Source organism: Anaerotignum sp. MB30-C6, assembly GCF_030908465.1.
GTDB lineage: Bacteria > Bacillota > Clostridia > Lachnospirales > Anaerotignaceae > Chakrabartyella.
Genome location: NZ_CP133078.1, coordinates 604,113 through 621,550, shown reverse-complemented (window position 1 = coordinate 621,550; position 17,438 = coordinate 604,113). Strand labels below are relative to the sequence as shown.

9 protein-coding genes, 11 tRNA genes, 4 rRNA genes and 1 other annotated feature are annotated in these 17,438 nt (G+C 42.6%); of the genes, 2 read left to right on the top strand and 22 right to left on the bottom strand.

Going from position 1 to position 17,438, the window contains the following annotated elements:
• Window positions 1–3 precede the first annotated feature (3 nt).
• From RBQ60_RS03115 to RBQ60_RS03015, 21 genes are all read right to left on the bottom strand, one after another.
• The gene (locus RBQ60_RS03115) at window positions 4–1,686 is read right to left on the bottom strand and encodes a DAK2 domain-containing protein (RefSeq protein WP_307885136.1); all 1,683 of its coding nucleotides are present in this window, start codon (window positions 1,684–1,686) and stop codon (window positions 4–6) included.
• Between the two features lie 19 nt (window positions 1,687–1,705).
• Window positions 1,706–2,062, bottom strand: coding sequence for an Asp23/Gls24 family envelope stress response protein (locus tag RBQ60_RS03110; RefSeq protein WP_307885135.1), 357 nt, complete (start codon window positions 2,060–2,062; stop codon window positions 1,706–1,708).
• Between the two features lie 279 nt (window positions 2,063–2,341).
• Complete coding sequence (locus tag RBQ60_RS03105) at window positions 2,342–3,616, bottom strand: TRAP transporter large permease (protein WP_307885134.1); 1,275 nt, start codon at window positions 3,614–3,616, stop codon at window positions 2,342–2,344.
• Window positions 3,613–4,122: a TRAP transporter small permease gene (locus tag RBQ60_RS03100; RefSeq protein WP_307885133.1), complete on the bottom strand. Its 510-nt coding sequence runs from the start codon at window positions 4,120–4,122 to the stop codon at window positions 3,613–3,615. Before RBQ60_RS03100 ends, RBQ60_RS03105 begins: the two co-directional genes overlap by 4 nt.
• A gap of 28 nt (window positions 4,123–4,150) precedes the next feature.
• Window positions 4,151–5,176, bottom strand: coding sequence for a TRAP transporter substrate-binding protein (locus RBQ60_RS03095; RefSeq protein ID WP_307885132.1), 1,026 nt, complete (start codon window positions 5,174–5,176; stop codon window positions 4,151–4,153).
• A 33-nt stretch (window positions 5,177–5,209) separates the two neighbouring features.
• The gene (locus tag RBQ60_RS03090) at window positions 5,210–5,956 is read right to left on the bottom strand and encodes an SDR family NAD(P)-dependent oxidoreductase (protein WP_307885131.1); all 747 of its coding nucleotides are present in this window, start codon (window positions 5,954–5,956) and stop codon (window positions 5,210–5,212) included.
• Window positions 5,957–6,742: 786 nt separating this feature from the next.
• A tRNA-Gln gene (locus RBQ60_RS03085) sits at window positions 6,743–6,814 on the bottom strand.
• A gap of 31 nt (window positions 6,815–6,845) precedes the next feature.
• Window positions 6,846–6,917: transfer RNA gene (locus RBQ60_RS03080), tRNA-Gln, on the bottom strand.
• A gap of 25 nt (window positions 6,918–6,942) precedes the next feature.
• Window positions 6,943–7,014, bottom strand: a tRNA-Gly gene (locus tag RBQ60_RS03075).
• A 6-nt stretch (window positions 7,015–7,020) separates the two neighbouring features.
• A tRNA-Leu gene (locus RBQ60_RS03070) sits at window positions 7,021–7,104 on the bottom strand.
• A gap of 8 nt (window positions 7,105–7,112) precedes the next feature.
• Window positions 7,113–7,185, bottom strand: a tRNA-Lys gene (locus RBQ60_RS03065).
• Between the two features lie 7 nt (window positions 7,186–7,192).
• Window positions 7,193–7,266: transfer RNA gene (locus tag RBQ60_RS03060), tRNA-His, on the bottom strand.
• A 30-nt stretch (window positions 7,267–7,296) separates the two neighbouring features.
• A tRNA-Pro gene (locus RBQ60_RS03055) sits at window positions 7,297–7,371 on the bottom strand.
• Between the two features lie 16 nt (window positions 7,372–7,387).
• A 5S ribosomal RNA gene (rrf, locus tag RBQ60_RS03050) occupies window positions 7,388–7,505 on the bottom strand.
• A gap of 227 nt (window positions 7,506–7,732) precedes the next feature.
• Window positions 7,733–10,631, bottom strand: a 23S ribosomal RNA gene (locus tag RBQ60_RS03045).
• 441 nt (window positions 10,632–11,072) lie between these two features.
• Window positions 11,073–11,145 (bottom strand) — tRNA-Ala (locus tag RBQ60_RS03040).
• Window positions 11,146–11,169: 24 nt separating this feature from the next.
• Window positions 11,170–11,243, bottom strand: a tRNA-Ile gene (locus RBQ60_RS03035).
• Between the two features lie 6 nt (window positions 11,244–11,249).
• Window positions 11,250–11,367, bottom strand: a 5S ribosomal RNA gene (gene rrf, locus RBQ60_RS03030).
• 70 nt (window positions 11,368–11,437) lie between these two features.
• A 16S ribosomal RNA gene (locus tag RBQ60_RS03025) occupies window positions 11,438–12,971 on the bottom strand.
• Together the 16S, 23S and 5S rRNA genes with 11 tRNA genes alongside form the textbook arrangement of a ribosomal RNA operon.
• A 335-nt stretch (window positions 12,972–13,306) precedes the next feature.
• Window positions 13,307–13,397: transfer RNA gene (locus RBQ60_RS03020), tRNA-Ser, on the bottom strand.
• A 43-nt stretch (window positions 13,398–13,440) separates the two neighbouring features.
• Window positions 13,441–13,526: transfer RNA gene (locus tag RBQ60_RS03015), tRNA-Ser, on the bottom strand.
• 424 nt (window positions 13,527–13,950) lie between these two features.
• Here RBQ60_RS03015 and pepT point away from each other — a divergent pair.
• Both pepT and tyrS read left to right on the top strand, forming a co-directional pair.
• Window positions 13,951–15,168 (top strand): peptidase T, encoded by a 1,218-nt coding sequence (gene pepT / locus RBQ60_RS03010; protein ID WP_307885130.1) that lies wholly within the window; start codon window positions 13,951–13,953, stop codon window positions 15,166–15,168.
• 32 nt (window positions 15,169–15,200) lie between these two features.
• Window positions 15,201–15,424: a binding site (T-box leader), on the top strand.
• 70 nt (window positions 15,425–15,494) lie between these two features.
• Entirely contained in the window at window positions 15,495–16,724 is a 1,230-nt protein-coding gene (gene tyrS / locus RBQ60_RS03005) for a tyrosine--tRNA ligase (RefSeq protein ID WP_307885129.1), read from the top strand.
• A gap of 219 nt (window positions 16,725–16,943) precedes the next feature.
• Here tyrS and RBQ60_RS03000 read toward each other — a convergent pair whose 3' ends face one another.
• On the bottom strand, window positions 16,944–17,372 hold the full coding sequence (locus tag RBQ60_RS03000) for a zinc ribbon domain-containing protein (protein WP_307885128.1): 429 nt from the start codon (window positions 17,370–17,372) through the stop codon (window positions 16,944–16,946).
• Window positions 17,373–17,438: the final 66 nt, after the last annotated feature.

The window sequence follows — 17,438 nt, the reverse complement described above, 5'->3', positions numbered from 1 at the left end:
TTTTTATTCCACAGAAATGATATAGAAGTACAAAGGTTGATCCCCATTTTGAATCTCAACTTCACAATCGGGATAGTTTTCTTCAATAAAATCTGCAATCTCTTGGGCATCTTCTTCTGTTACATCAGAACCATAATAAATGCTAACCATTTCATTATCTTCTGTAATGGTTTGTTTTAGCACTTCCTTTGTTCCCTCAGTAACATCCTTCGCCACAACGACAATCTCGTCATTCAGCATACCTAAAATATCACCCTCGGTAATTGTTTTTTCACCAAAGGAAGTATCCCTTACGGCATAGGTCACAGAAACTGTGGAAACGGTCTGAATTGCTTCTTTCATTTCCTCTACCATTTCTTCCGCCCCAAGGCCTTCTGCATTACAGAACAATGCACTAATACCTTGTGGTACGGATCTTGTTGGAACTATAAAAAGTTTCTTGTTTTCACAAAGTTCAACTGCCTGTTCCGCCGCCAAAATAATATTTTTATTGTTTGGTAAAATAATGATATGATCGGCATTAATCTTATCAACCGCATTTAAAATATCTTCTGTACTAGGGTTCATTGTCTGTCCACCCTCGATGATTTCGTCAACACCTAGGTTTCTAAAAATATCTGATAGGCCTTTTCCCGCTGAAATAGAAACAAAGCCAATATCCTTTTTCGGAAGCTCTGCCTTATTTTCTTCTTCGGGTGCTTTTTCTAAAGCCTCCACTTCAGATGAAGCCGTAGCATGGAAGTCTATACGATTTGTGTGTTGTTCTCGCATATTATCAATTTTCAGCCCACTTAGGCTGCCAATGGACAGTGCTTTTTCAATAGCCAAACCTGGATGGTCTGTATGCACATGGATTTTAATAATTTCTTCGTCACTCACACATACAATGGAATCACCAATGGTGCCCAAATAAGATTTTAACATCTGCACTGTGGCATCATCAGGGTTTTTAACGTTAATAAAAAATTCTGTACAATAGCCAAAAGTAATATCTTCATTTTCGATTGATGCCAATGCGGCAAAATCCGTTGTTTCAGATTTGGTTGGTTCCGCTACGGAAATGGGGCCATCGTCATTGATATGCTTTAACGCACCTTCCAAAACATACAGTAAACCTCGCCCACCGGCGTCAACAACACCTGCTTGTTTTAATACAGGAAGCATATCAGGGGTTTTTGCCAATACTTCATGGCCATAGTCCACAACGCCCTTAAGGAAAATTTCCATATCATCTGTTTCTAAAGACAATTTTGCAGCAGCTTCGGCACATGCTCTGGCTACCGTCAAAATCGTTCCTTCTTTTGGCTTCATAACTGCTTTATACGCAGTCTGAACGCCCTTATCCAAAGCCACAGCCAAGTCCAAAACACCGGCTTCAGCAAGCCCTTCCAAGCCTTTGGAAAAACCACGGAAAAGCTGGGATGTGATAACACCCGAGTTGCCTCTTGCACCCCTTAAAGCACCGCTAGCCGCTAATTTCGAAACTTCGTCTACCCTCAAAGAGCTGCTTTTTTCAGACTCCCTTGCCGCCGCCAAAACAGTGAGGGACATATTTGTACCTGTATCCCCATCGGGAACAGGAAATACGTTCATCGCATCTACTAACTGCTTATGGGCAGTTAGTTCATTTGCCCCGGCTATAATCATTCTGCTTAAACGCAGCCCATTCAACTTCAAAATACTCACCGATAGTTCCTCCTCATACTCAATTGTCGACTCTGACACCGTCAACAAAGACATTCACATCTTCTACCTCAAGCCCTGCATATTCTTCAACAGAATATTTCACGGTGCTGATGATATTATCTGCGATAGCAGAAATATTGGTGCCGTATTCTACAATAATATGCAAGTCCAAACTAATTTTATTTTGGTCCACTCGCATCTTAATCCCTTTTGTTAAACTTTCCAATTTCAAAAGCTGTACCAAACCGTCTTTCATATTCTTGGCCGCCATACCTACGATGCCATAACATTCAATCGCTGCGTATCCTGCAATTCTTGCAATTACCTCGCGGTCAATGCTAATTACACCATACTCGTTTTCTAATCTTGCTGCCATATTAACCAGCCTCCTATCTTAATCTTTGGTAGCCAAAGACTTTTTATTATCGATTGCATAGTTGGTTTTATTATACCACTCTTTTGCCCTTTTTTAAAGAAATATTTGTGAAAACGGCTTCATAGTAATTGGGCTTTCTCTACAAAAAACAACCTATTATATAAATTTTTTCCCACATTATACTTATTTCATTCAAAAACCCCCCTCCTTAAGAAAAGGAGAGGGGTTTTATGGAAGGGGTATAATCTATATTGAAAAATGAGATTAGCCAATACTATGTTATTGAATCAAGCTTGGTAACCAGAGGGTAATCTGAGGTATCAATGTTACTATCAGCAGTACGATAATGGAAATCAATAACATTGGTACGATAGACTTCAGCGTCTGTACAAAGCTTGCCTTTGCTATCTGATTCGTCATCAGCAAACAGATACCAACAGGCGGTGTAACCAGACCAATACAAAGGTTAAAACTCATGATAATACCAAACTGTAAAGGATCAATGCCGAATGCCGAAAGCAGTGGGAGCAAAATTGGTGTCATCATAATAATCGCCGCATTTGCCTCCATCAACATACCGATAATGAAAAATAATACATTCAGTAACAGCAAAATTACAACTTTACTTGAAGTAATGGAGCTAAATATCTCTAATACCTGTTGAGGCAAACCAGAAGTCGTTACCACATAACTGGATGCTTTGGAAAGACCAACTAACATCAAAATTGTTGCTGTTCCGATTGCACCTTCTACAAAAACGATGAAAATATCCTGGAGCTTCATATCCTTATAGATAAAAAGGCTTACTGCCAAGGCATACACAACAGCAACCGCAGCCGATTCCGTGGGGGTAAAGATTCCGCCGAAAATACCACCAAGAATGATAACTGGCATCAACAACGCCCAAATACCATCTTTAAATGTCAGCACAATTTCTTTTGGGGTCTTTCTAGGATGGGCTGGCAAATCATGTTTTTTTCCATAAAACAAAGCATATAAAATCAAGCCGGCTGCCATCAAAACGCCTGGAATTACAGAGCCCATAAAAAGTTTTGAGACAGAAAGATCCGTAATGCTAGCATAAACAATTAAGGTAATAGAAGGAGGGATAATTGGCCCTAAAATTGAGGCAATCCCTGTGATTGCTGCTGCAAAATGAGGAGGATACCCTTCATCCTTCATAGCAGGAATGGTTGTGCCGCCTACTGCTGATGCTGTAGCAACGCCCGAACCTGAAATTGCGCCAAATAAAGCGGAGGCCAACACCGTAACAACGGCCAAAGAACCCTTAATCCACCCGATTAATGCATTTGAAACATCAATCAGCTTTCCAGTAATACTGCGAGACATAATGTTTCCCGCCAGCATAAAAAATGGAATTGCTAACAAGGAGCTAGAGTTCATGCCTGCAAATAGTTTCTGAGGCAAAACAATCAGTGGCATGTCTGCTATGTTTAAGGCGACAAGTGTGCCAATGCCTAATGCTAAATAGATCGGTATGCCTAAGAAAGACAATCCAAGCAATGAAAGAATAACAATTAAACCTGCGTTCATTGACCACTCACCTCCCCTTTACCTAACTCTTGAATTTGTGATATATTCTTAAATATTACTTCCAGTGAAGTCATAATCATAAGTACCGCACCAATGGGCATACAAGCATATGGGATAGACATTGAAATTTTTAACCCTGCTGAAATGTTACTAGCGGCTGTCTGACATAGTGTTAGGGAGTAATTGAATAAATATCCTAAAAACACAATACCCACAATGGTTGCACCAATGGTAAAAATGCACTTTACTTTTGGTTTTAACATATTAATTAAGAAATCAACTTGCAAATGGCTATTCTTTCTAGTGGCAATTGCCGCAGCAATCATTACATCATAGATGAATAAATATCTAGCCAATTCCTCGCTCCATGAGTTTGCTGAAGAAAAGCAGTATCGTAAAACCACCTGATATACCATAACAATTACCATAATTCCAACGGTTACTCCTAGAAAAATCTTTTGTAGCGTCTCCAATTTATCTAGAAACTTCGAGTAAGCCTTAATCAACGAAATCACCTCATTTTTCTTCTGTAGCTTATTCCCCTGCATCCATTGCTTTAATTCTGTCTGTCCAGTCCTTCAGCTCAGGGAAATTCTCATCAGCAAAGCCATCAAAGTGTTCTTTAAATGCATCAGTATCCACATCGATCACTGTACAACCTAGTTCAATGAGCTTTGCTTCTGCCGCTTCCTCTTTTTCCAGCTGTTTCACACTAACTTCCTTCCCTGCATATTCAGCAGCCTCAGTTACTGCAGCTTGAATATCTTCTGGCAGGCTATTGTAGTAATTTCCATCCATAATGAATAAGTTAGAACTGTAAACATGGTTTGTTTTAATCCAATATTCACATACTTCATTAAATGCATAGTTCATGGAGTCTGCCATTGGGTTCTCCTGGCCGGAAACAGTCCCCTGCTGCAAAGCTGTATATGTTTCATTCATTGCCATTGGCGTAGGAGCCGCATCCATCCACTGCCATGTCTTTAGATACATTTCAAGATTCGGCGCTCTCAGTTTAAAACCTTTGAAATCCTCCACCTGGTGCATTTCTTTTGTAGAAGTAACAATTCTTGGGCCTCTGAACGTACCACCCATTAATTTAAAGCCAGATGCCTCTCCAATGGTATCTTTCATTTCCTGGCCCAAATCGCTATACCATACATTCATAAAATGGTCGTAATCGCTGTAAATATAGGGCATTGCGTCAATGTTGGCAAGGGGTGTAAACGTTGCCAAAGTACCAACTGATTCACAAATAATATCAGCAACACCATAGCTTAAGCCCTCTAAAACTTCTGAAGTAGAACCAAGGCTGGCACCACCGTAAAGTTCAACGTTAACTTTCCCTTCTGTCAGTTCCTTTACCTTGTCGGCAAAAACTACTGCTGTGTCATAAGCATTGTCCCCTTCTGTAGAGTTCAGAGCCATTTTCCAATTATATGTATCTCCCTCTGCTCCTCCTGCAGCATCACCATTGGTACTGCTGCCACTTCCGCAGCCTGACAAACAACCTGCTGCCACAACCGCTGTCATTACACTTGCAAATAAACGCTTTTTCATACACACTTCCTCCTCATTTTTTATATTAATAGCTTAGCCATCCATCGTTACGCCACCATCTACATCACTTACTTCACCCGTTACAAAGCTAGCTAAATCCGATGCGTAAAATAAAACTACATTAGCAATTTCTTTTGGATCAGCTCCTCTGCCCATGGGAATTGTAGCAAGAATTTGCTCCTTCTTTTCAGAGGACATTCCTGCAGTCATAGGTGTTAAAGTTAAGCTTGGACAAACACTATTACAAGCAATTCCGTAAGAAGCACCTTCTCTTGCCACAGCTTTTGTCAAACCTATCACACCAGCCTTAGAAGCAGCATATGCACTTGTCCCTAGTAAACCACCACCCCTTTTCGCAGCTACAGAAGCAACATTTACAATTCTGCCGTAGCCATTTTCCTTCATAGAAGGATACAGCGTACTGATTGCAATGTATACGCTGGTTAGGTTAATGGCAACTACCTTGTCCCACTCTTGTTGGGTTACCTCTTCAAAGGGTTCCGTGCTTACCACACCGGCATTGTTAACCAATCCATGGATTTGACCAAAATCAGCTAATATTTGCGTAAATACAGCACGAATTTCTTCATCTTTCGCCAAATTTACTTTGTAACAAGAAACATTGTTCTTACCCAATTCTTCTCGCACTTTTTCAGCTGTCTCCATGTTTAAGTCAACAATAATTGCATGACCTTTGCCTTCAACAATACCCTCAGTAATTGCTTTTCCGATACCACTAGCACCGCCAGTAACAATAATTTTTTTACCTGAGAAGTCCATGACTCGCCCTCCACTTCATCATATGTTAAGTTGCAATATGTGTTCATATTTAATTAACTTGAATACTTATAATTATATTTTGAATTCAATTTAATCTTAAGATAAAGTTAGCACTGAAAACTTATTATGTCAATGGCCTTTTCCGAAATTATTCGCTTTTGTCATTTTGCTACTTTTGTTTTTTATTGCTATTTAACATATATAACAAATATAAAGCTGCTTTTTTAAGCACTTTCCATTGATACACCCATATTTAGACTTTTGAAGAGTATTTAAACCTCGTTAAGTCTTGATTATAGAAACAGACTTTTTTGAAAATCTTTTTATATTTCATTTGCTAAAACAAAAAAAAGACTAACGTAAATGTTAGTCTTAATACTTGCCATTATTGTATTAGAAGAAACCATTAATTAAAATGACTCCTGCTATATAGATTTTTATATTTTTAAATGGTACCTCCTAAATAGAATTGCTTTATACAGGAAAAGTATATATGGGTAAACATCCCTTTTTGGTTCTTTTTTACTTTATCTTAAGTTCTCTAGTATACACTTGTATCTGTTTCATCAATCCTAAATTATGTACTTTGAATATACATTATGTAAATGTGATACTTTAAAATTTGAATTTAGCGCAATCCCTTTAATTCTTATAGCCAACTTACAACTTACTTTAACCTTATAAAGGAAATGCTACTACTAATCTTACACTTCCTCACCTGTGTTGGCGGTTAGTGGCACTGAGGCAGACAAAATAAAAAAGCCTGTAATAATACAGACTTTTAAACTAGGGTAGCAGGATTCGAACCTGCGGATGACGGAATCAGAATCCGTTGCCTTACCACTTGGCGATACCCCATTAAACTAATAAATCTAGCTTAACTTGAGACCTGGGCTAGCTGGATTCGAACCAGCGAATGCAGGAGTCAAAGTCCTGTGCCTTACCGCTTGGCGATAGCCCACTATACGATAATGCAGAAGCTAAAAAGCGCGAAACGAGATTCGAACTCGCGACCCTCGCCTTGGCAAGGCGATGCTCTACCACTGAGCCATTCGCGCAAATCATGCAGTCGAGGGGACTTGAACCCCTACCCAGAAACCCGGACTAGATCCTTAGTCTAGCGCGTATGCCAATTCCGCCACGACTGCAAAAAATATGAGTCACTCGGGGCTCGAACCCGAGACACCTGGATTAAAAGTCCAGTGCTCTACCAACTGAGCTAGTGACCCAAAATAGGGTGGATAGTGGGACTCGAACCCACGGCCTCCAGAGCCACAATCTGGCGCGCTAACCACCTGCGCCATACCCACCATAAGGATTAAAATCCTACGATACAAGGCTCGGGGTGACAGGATTTGAACCTGCGACCTCCTGATCCCAAATCAGGCGCGCTAGCCAAGCTACGCTACACCCCGTAAGCAATAAATTTGATTCTGGCAACCATCTACTTTCCCAGGCAGCTTCCCACCAAGTATCATCGACCGCTCAGGTCTTAACCGACGTGTTCGGAATGGGAACGGGTGTGTCCCCTGAGCGCATCATCACCAGAAATATCAAGGCTATGCTTGGGGTTGCTTCCGCTTTTCCCCTTCGCCTTATCAGATGTACTTACATACACCTTCAAAACTGAACACAAGAACATTAGCGCCTTCCTTTGCATTTATCAATCACCGATCCAACACCAAAGGTGTAAAGAGGTTATTTGTGCAAAGGATATTAGTGGTCTTTTCCAACAGGAAAAGAAATCACCTCGCCATTATATCATCAATCGATTTATTGGTCAAGCCCTCGGTCTATTAGTATTGGTCAGCTGAACACGTTGCCGTGCTTACACCTCCAACCTATCTACCTCGTTATCTTCAAGGGACCTTACTTCCGAAGAATGGGAAATCTTATCTTGAGGGCGGCTTCACGCTTAGATGCCTTCAGCGTTTATCCGTTCCATACATAGCTACCCGGCTGTGCAGTTGGTCTGCAACCGGTACACCAGAGGTACGTCCATCCCGGTCCTCTCGTACTAAGGACAGCTCCTCTCAAATTTCCAGCGCCCACAACGGATAGGGACCGAACTGTCTCACGACGTTCTGAACCCAGCTCGCGTACCGCTTTAATGGGCGAACAGCCCAACCCTTGGGACCGACTACAGCCCCAGGATGCGATGAGCCGACATCGAGGTGCCAAACCTCCCCGTCGATGTGAACTCTTGGGGGAGATAAGCCTGTTATCCCCAGGGTAGCTTTTATCCGTTGAGCGATGGCATTCCCACTTATTACCACCGGATCACTAAGTCCTACTTTCGTACCTGCTCCAGCCGTCGCTGTCGCAGTCAAGCCACCTTTTGCCTTTACACTCTTTGAATGGTTTCCAATCATTCTGAGGTGACCTTCGAGCGCCTCCGTTACCTTTTAGGAGGCGACCGCCCCAGTCAAACTGCCCGCCTGACATTGTCCTATACCCGGATCACGGGCATTAGTTAGAAATTCAATGACATAAGAGAGGTATCCCACCGGCGGCTCCACCAAGACTAGCGTCCTGGCTTCATAGCCTCCCTCCTATCCTGTACATATATCATCGAATCCCAGTATCAGGCTGCAGTAAAGCTCCATGGGGTCTTTCCGTCCTGTTGCGGGTAACCAGTATCTTCACTGGTTCTTCAATTTCACCGGGCGTGTTGTCGAGACAGTGCTCAAATCGTTACACCTTTCGTGCGGGTCAGAACTTACCTGACAAGGAATTTCGCTACCTTAGGACCGTTATAGTTACGGCCGCCGTTTACTGGGGCTTGAATTCAAAGCTTCGCTTACGCTAACCTCTCCTTTTAACCTTCCAGCACCGGGCAGGTGTCAGCCCATATACATCACCTTACGGTTTCGCATAGACCTATGTTTTTGCTAAACAGTCGCTTGAGCCTCTTTTCTGCGGCCACTTGCGTGGCTCCCCTTATCCCTAAGTTACGGGGTCATTTTGCCGAGTTCCTTAACAACACTTCTCCCGTCGGCCTGTGGATTTTCTCCTCATCTACCTGTGTCGGTTTACGGTACGGGTACGTATAATACAATAGCGGCTTTTCTCGGCAGTGTGGATTCGGAAACTTCCCTACTTTTGTTCAGTCCTCATCACATTTCACCATCAAGAGACGGATTTGCCTATCTCCCTTGGCTTTATGCTTGACCGGGTTTTTCCATTCCCCGGTTTCCCTATCCTCCTGCGTCCCCACAGTTCTGATTATACGTAGTACAGGAATATCAACCTGTTGTCCATCGACTACGACTTTCGTCCTCGCCTTAGGCCCCGACTAACCCTGAGAAGATTAGCTTTACTCAGGAAACCTTAGATATTCGGCCTATATGTTTCTCACATATATCTCGCTACTCATTCCGGCATTCTCTCTCCTGTTTCGTCCACCATTGCTCTCGCTTTGGCTTCATCCTTGCAGGATGCTCCTCTACCACTGACAACACTTAAGTTGTCAATCCGTAGCTTCGGTGACGTGTTTTAGCCCCGTTACATTTTCGGCGCAGGTTTTCTCGACTAGTGAGCTGTTACGCACTCTTTAAATGAGTGGCTGCTTCTAAGCCAACATCCTAGTTGTCTATGAAATCCCACATCCTTTTCCACTTAACACGTACTTTGGGACCTTAGCTGTCGGTCTGGGCTCTTTCCCTTTTGTCCATGCGACTTATCTCACATAGACTGACTCCCGAGGGTATCTCTACGGCATTCTTAGTTTGATATGAGTTGGTAACCTTTTTGGGCCCCGCGTCAGTTCAGTGCTTTACCTCCGTTAGACTCCTCTCGAGGCTAGCCCTAAAGCTATTTCGAGGAGAACCAGCTATCTCCGAGTTCGATTGGAATTTCTCCGCTATCCACACCTCATCACCACCTTTTTCAACAGATGTGTGTTCGGTCCTCCAAAGCCTTTTACGGCTCCTTCAACCTGGACATGGATAGGTCACCCGGTTTCGGGTCTACTAATACTAACTATACGCCCTATTCAGACTTGGTTTCCCTTCGGCTCCGTGGCTTCTAACCACTTAACCTCGCTGGCATTAGTAACTCGCCGGACCGTTCTACAAAAAGTACGCCATCAGGCACAAAGCCCTCTGACTGTTTGTAAGCACAAGGTTTCAGGTTCTCTTTCACTCCCCTCCCGGGGTTCTTTTCACCTTTCCTTCACAGTACTACTTCACTATCGGTCACTAGGGAGTATTTAGGCTTGGGGGGTGGTCCCCCCGGCTTCCCACAGGGTTTCTCGTGTCCCGTGGTACTCTGGATACTGTCAGCTGGCTCGAAATTTCGTCTACTGGACTTTCACCTTCTTTGGTGTGCTTTCCCAAAACACTTCGACTATCTCTTGCCAATGCCTTATACAGTCCGCAACCCCGAAGAACTAGGTCCTTCGGTTTGGCCTGTTTCCCGTTCGCTCGCCGCTACTAAGGAAATCGAGTTTTCTTTCTCCTCCTGCTGCTACTTAGATGTTTCAGTTCACAGCGTTCCCTTCCGCAGGCTATGTATTCACCTACGGATACTTGAGGTTTGCTCAAGTAGGTTTCCCCATTCAGAAATCTCCGGATCGATGGCTATTTGCGCCTCCCCGAAGCTTATCGCAGCTTATCACGTCTTTCATCGGCTCCTAGTGCCAAGGCATTCTCCTTGTGCTCTTTCTTGCTTGACCAGTTCGTTAGATTTTTGTATTGATGCTCTGAGTACTGCGACCTAACATTTCGTAGAAATGTAAGAGCAGTGCGAAATCAAAACAAAAATCGGTTTTCATTACGAAGTAATGAAAAAACTTCCTTATTGCTTTGACCCTCTTTTCATCAAGTCAAAATCTATAGCTTGTTCTTTGGAATGTTTCGTAGTAGCGATACTACGGTTTTTGTTAGCATCGTCTGCTAACTTCGTTAGATTTTTTCTTTGATGTTTTAAATGCTGCCACCTCACATTTGTAAAAATGTAAAAGCTGCATAAAATCAAAGATAAAATCGGTTTTCATTGCAATGCAATGAAAAAACTACTTTATTATTTCTAAAGAAATTTATTTATTTCTCGATTGACTCTATTTTTTCTTGTATTCAGTTTTCAAGGTGCATCCCGACCCATTGGAGTCGGTAAGTGGAGAATACGAGATTCGAACTCGTGACCCCCTGCTTGCAAGGCAGGTGCTCTCCCAGCTGAGCTAATTCCCCTTATTCTATTTAAACCACACAAAATGGGCTCAAGTGGACTCGAACCACCGACCTCACGCTTATCAGGCGTGCGCTCTAACCGGCTGAGCTATGAGCCCATAGGACTCCGGCAACCATCTACTTTCCCAGGCAGCTGCCCGCCAAGTATCATCGACCGCTTAGGTCTTAACCGACGTGTTCGGTATGGGAACGGGTGTGTCCCCTAAGCGCATCATCACCGAAGATTTGTGTGTTTGAAGGTTTGATCCTTCAAAACCAAACAGTAGATTACTTCACAACCAATACTCCATAGAAAGGAGGTGATCCAGCCGCACCTTCCGATACGGCTACCTTGTTACGACTTCACCCCAGTCGCTGATATCACCTTCGGCGGTTCCTTCCTTACGGTTAGGTCACCGACTTCGGGTGCTTCCAACTCCCATGGTGTGACGGGCGGTGTGTACAAGGCCCGGGAACGTATTCACCGCGACATTCTGATTCGCGATTACTAGCGATTCCAGCTTCATGTAGTCGAGTTGCAGACTACAATCCGAACTGGGACTGGGTTTTTGTGATTTGCTTGACGTCGCCGTTTTGCTTCACTTTGTTACCAGCCATTGTAGCACGTGTGTAGCCCAAGACATAAGGGGCATGATGATTTGACGTCATCCCCACCTTCCTCCGTGTTATCCACGGCAGTCTCCTTAGAGTGCCCAACTGAATGATGGCTACTAAGAATAGGGGTTGCGCTCGTTGCGGGACTTAACCCAACATCTCACGACACGAGCTGACGACAACCATGCACCACCTGTCACCCCTGCTCCGAAGAGAAGCACTATCTCTAGTGCGGTCAGAGGGATGTCAAGCCTTGGTAAGGTTCTTCGCGTTGCTTCGAATTAAACCACATGCTCCACCGCTTGTGCGGGCCCCCGTCAATTCCTTTGAGTTTCAATCTTGCGATCGTACTCCCCAGGTGGAGTGCTTATTGCGTTAGCTGCGGCACCGAGGGTTCCCCCCCAACACCTAGCACTCATCGTTTACGGCGTGGACTACCAGGGTATCTAATCCTGTTCGCTCCCCACGCTTTCGAGCCTCAGCGTCAGTTTCAGTCCAGTAAGTCGCCTTCGCCACTGGTGTTCTTCCTAATATCTACGCATTTCACCGCTACACTAGGAATTCCACTTACCTCTCCTGTACTCTAGCTTGATAGTTTTAAATGCAATCCCGAGGTTAAGCCCCGGGCTTTCACATCTAACTTACCATGCCGCCTACTCTCCCTTTACACCCAGTAATTCCGGATAACGCTTGCCCCCTACGTATTACCGCGGCTGCTGGCACGTAGTTAGCCGGGGCTTCTTATTTAGGTACCGTCATTTTTTTCGTCCCTATTGATAGAAGTTTACGAGCCGAAACCCTTCATCCTTCACGCGGCGTTGCTGCATCAGGCTTTCGCCCATTGTGCAATATTCCCCACTGCTGCCTCCCGTAGGAGTTTGGGCCGTGTCTCAGTCCCAATGTGGCCGATCACCCTCTCAGGTCGGCTACTGATCGTTGCCTTGGTGAGCTTTTATCTCACCAACTAGCTAATCAGATGCGGGCCCATCCTGTACCGAATAAATCCTTTTCTCACAAGGGGATGCCCCCTCGTGATGACATGCGGTATTAGTCACCGTTTCCAGTGATTATTCCACAGTACAGGGCAGGTTGCCCACACGTTACTCACCCGTCCGCCGCTAAGATATTTAAAAATCCTGCCGAAGCTCTCATTTTAAATTTCTCCGCTCGACTTGCATGTGTTAAGCACGCCGCCAGCGTTCATCCTGAGCCAGGATCAAACTCTTATATTAAAATTTATGAACGGCATCGTCGGGAATAAATTTTATAAGTAGTTTTCATAGAAAACTACGCATAAAGCCTTCCGACTTGCACATCCGAGTTGTCCTAACCAGTATAATCTGGCTACTATCTGGTTTTTTCGAAACCAGCAAACTCTTTTGTCTCTTAAAAGCTTATAGCTTTTTGAATTGACTATGGGTTGTGTGTTTGTATTCTACTGTTTAGTTTTCAAGGATCAACCCGCTTTTTTCAGCGGCGAAAACTATCTTACCAGATTGTTTTCCTATTGTCAAGCACTTTTTTAACATTTTACGAAAGTTTTTTCATTGCTTTCTTCGAGTTAAAATGGCGGAGAAGGAGGGATTTGAACCCTCGCGCCGCGTTAACGACCTATCCGCTTTCCAGGCGAACCCCTTCAGCCACTTGGGTACTTCTCCATAATGTTCTCTCGTTAAAAAGCTGCTTATTAAGTTGTATCTACGGAGAGAGTGGGATTCGAACCCACGGCCCCTTTCGGAGTCACTGGTTTTCAAGACCAGCTCCTTAAACCACTCGGACATCTCTCCATATGGGTTTTCTATCGCTTTTCTTGAGCAGCGAAACCTTTAATATTATATCTAAAGACATACTATTTTGTCAAGGACTTTTTTCACTCATTTTTATTATCTTTTTCGTCTTCAATGTTTTCGTATTGGAGACGGTGAAATATAATATACATTAATTTTTTCTATCTGTCAACCCAATTTTAAGATTTTTCGACAAAAAATAATATAATACGTGTTCCTACCTATTAAGGGTAATATTCCACTCCTTCCTTATCTAGGTTAACGAAGGATTTTAGGGTGGCTTTTGTAGTAATTGAATGCTACAATAAGTAGAATGTATATTCCTACTAACTGGATATACTAATTTAACCCTTATTAGACTAATACAACGAATCAATAAAATAAAATACTCAAATATTCCTACAAAGGAGGATTGAATGAATCCATGAAAACAGTAACTGAACGCTTTCTTACCTATGTAAAACACAATACCAAGTCCAATTATGATTCAACGACTTTCCCCAGCACTCGATCTCAGCTTCTTTTTGCCGACTATCTTGCAAAGGAGTGTAAGGAAATTGGCCTTAGCGATATTACCGTAGATGAAAACGGCTATGTTATGGCCACTTTACCCGCAACAGTAGAAGGATCTCCAGTAATCGGTTTTATCGCCCATATGGATACCAGCCCTGATGCAAAGGGAGAAGGTATTATGCCAAACATCGTTGAAAAGTATGATGGCGGTATTATTCCTTTAAATAATATCAGCCTTTCTCCAGATGAATTTCCAGTTTTACAAAACTATATTGGTGAAACTTTAATTACATCTGATGGAACTACCCTATTAGGTGCTGATGATAAGGCAGGTATAGCAGAAATTCTAACAGCAATGGATTACCTTAAAAATCATCCCGAGATTCCCCACGGCAAAATCCGTATTGCTTTTACCCCAGATGAAGAAGTTGGGCATGGCGTCGATTACTTTGATGTAAAGGCTTTTGGTGCTGACTTTGCTTATACAATAGATGGTGGAGAGTTAGGGGAGCTACAATATGAAAACTTTAACGCCGCCCGTGCTACGATTCAAATAGAAGGAAAAAATGTACACCCAGGCATGGCAAAAAATATTATGGTCAACGCAGCACTGGTAGGAACCGAAATTGCTACTTTGCTTCCGGAAAGAGAAGTCCCTTCGAAAACCGAGGGCTATGAGGGCTTCTTTCATCTTTGCTCTTTTGAAGGCACCGTTTCTTTTGCAAAGCTTTCTTATATCATACGAGACTTTGACAGCACTGCCTTTGATAATCGTAAGAGCCTATTAAAAATGATTATTGATCGAAAAAAAACACAATATCCAAATGCTATCTCTCTAGAAATTCGTGACGAATACTATAATATGTTTTCTTCTGTATCGGAACATATGTCAATTGTAGAGTTAGCAACGGAAGCCATGAACGCCTGTGAAGTTTCCCCCATTATTCGCCCCATTCGTGGCGGCACAGATGGAGCAAGACTCTCTTATATGTCCTTACCCTGCCCAAATTTATTTACCGGTGGCCATAACTTCCATGGCCCCTATGAGTTTATCCCTGTTTCTTCTATGGAAAAGGCAGTGAAAACGATTATAAAAATTGCTGAGATGGGAAGAACTCTTGACTTTTAAAAAAAGATATGATAAAATATCGCCATATTTGAATATTAGCGTTGAATGAGTTATATAGGCAAAACTGGTTACAACCCGCAGAGAGCAGTTTGTTTGGTGAAAAAACTGCAGTACAGTATTTGTAAATTACGCCTCATGAGCTTTGTACAGGGAATGGTACAACGGTTGCTCACCGTTATTTGAGCCGAAAGATGTTTGTCTTTTTGTTCTGATAAACATAAATTAAGGTGGTACCACGGGTTCTCTCGTCCTTTAGACGATAGAGCCCTTTTGTTTTGTCTAAAATCACTAGCACACTATATAAAATGATAAAAAGGAGAATCAAAATGAACGCTTACGAAGTATTAAAAGAACGTGGATTTATTGACCAAATGACCCATGAAGATGAAATTAAAGCACTGTTTGAAAAAGGTGGTGTTACCTTTTATATCGGTATCGACCCAACTGCAGATAGCCTCCACGTAGGCCACTTCCTGACTGTTATGGCAATGGCCCATATGCAGCGTTGCGGCAACCGCCCAATCTGCTTAATGGGTGGCGGTACAGGCATGATTGGTGATCCTTCCGGTAAAGCCGATATGCGTAAAATGATGACAGTGGAAACCATTGATCATAACGTAGCATGTATTAAAAATCAGCTTTCCCGCTTCATCAAATTTGACGATGGCGGTGCCATAATCGTAAACAATGCTGATTGGCTTAGAAATCTGAATTATATTGAATTCCTTCGTGATGTTGGTGTTCACTTCTCTGTTAACCGTATGTTATCGGCAGACTGCTTTAAAATCCGTATGGATAAAGAAGCTGGTCTTTCTTTCTTAGAATTTAACTATATGATTATGCAGGCATATGACTTCCTTGAGTTGCATAATCGTCACAACTGCGTAATGGAGTTGGGCGGAAGCGACCAGTGGTCCAATATCATTGCTGGTGTTGATTTGATTCGTCGTAAATTAAGCAAACCTGCATATGGCATGACTTTCAAACTTCTTACAAACAGTGAAGGCGTTAAAATGGGTAAAACCGTAAGTGGTGCTGTCTGGTTAGACCCAGAAAAGACAACACCCTACGAATTCTACCAGTACTGGAGAAACATCGGCGACAACGACGTGGAAAAATGCTTAGCTTTGCTTACCTTCCTTCCAATGGATGAAGTTCGTCGCCTTGGTGCTTTAGAAGGCAGTGAAATTAATAAGGCAAAAGAAGTTCTAGCGTTTGAGTTAACCAAAATTGTTCATGGCGAAGTTGAAGCTACAAAAGCGCAGGAAGCTGCTCGTGCCCTTTTTGGTAAAGGTGTTGTTGCAGGCTCCGTACCTACAACAGAAGTAGCTGCTGCAGATTTTGCAGAAGGTATGGATATTTTAACACTGCTTACAACAATTGGCGTTGTACCCTCCCGTTCCGAAGGTAGACGTGCTGTACAACAAGGTGGCGTAAAAGTAGCAGAACAACCTGTCACTGATTTGGAGTTTCAAGTAACTGCAGATTTGTTTACCGATGGAAAACTTTTAGTTCAAAAGGGTAAAAAAACATACCACAATGTAGTTTTGAAATAATGTAATCACCTTTTATTGCGAAACATCGTTGCAACAAGGAAGTTTGTTCCCCCTTGTTACCAACGAGAATATTAAAAAAGGAGTTGTCACATTGACAACTCCTTTTTTCAATCAAATTCCCATATTTATTTAAGAATTAACTTGTACAATCACAGCCATTTCCCTCATTTGCAAAAGGTTACATCCCCTTCACAACGTTTGTATCGTCATGTTCTAAAATTACTTCCACCGTTCAAGGTTTACCATAACTCCTTTTAAAAACTCTCTGCATTTATCATTATCTTCCCATCCCATGTGGGGGATGCACTGCTCAACCATCTCATCCATGGTACAATCTGTTATAAAATCCCCGTTTTCGTAGCACCACTTACAATAATTTTGATTCAAACTGCTTTCATCCTCTTGGGCAAAGGTCTCCTGACTCAAGGGCATGCCACAACTTTGACAAATCCCCGTTAAAGGTATGCCAAGAAGCTCATTAAGCCCAATTTCAAATTGAGTTGATATCCTTTTCAGTGTCTCTAAATTGGGAACCGTCTCACCGCACTCCCAACGAGATACAGCCTGCCTTGTTACATACAATTTTTGTGCCATACTGTATTGAGATAGTCCATATTTCTTTCTTAATTCAAGTAAAGCTTCCTTCATTTTTCCACCTACTCCTCAAGTCTATTTTATTCCAGTATACTACAAATCAAACACTATGAAAAGCAA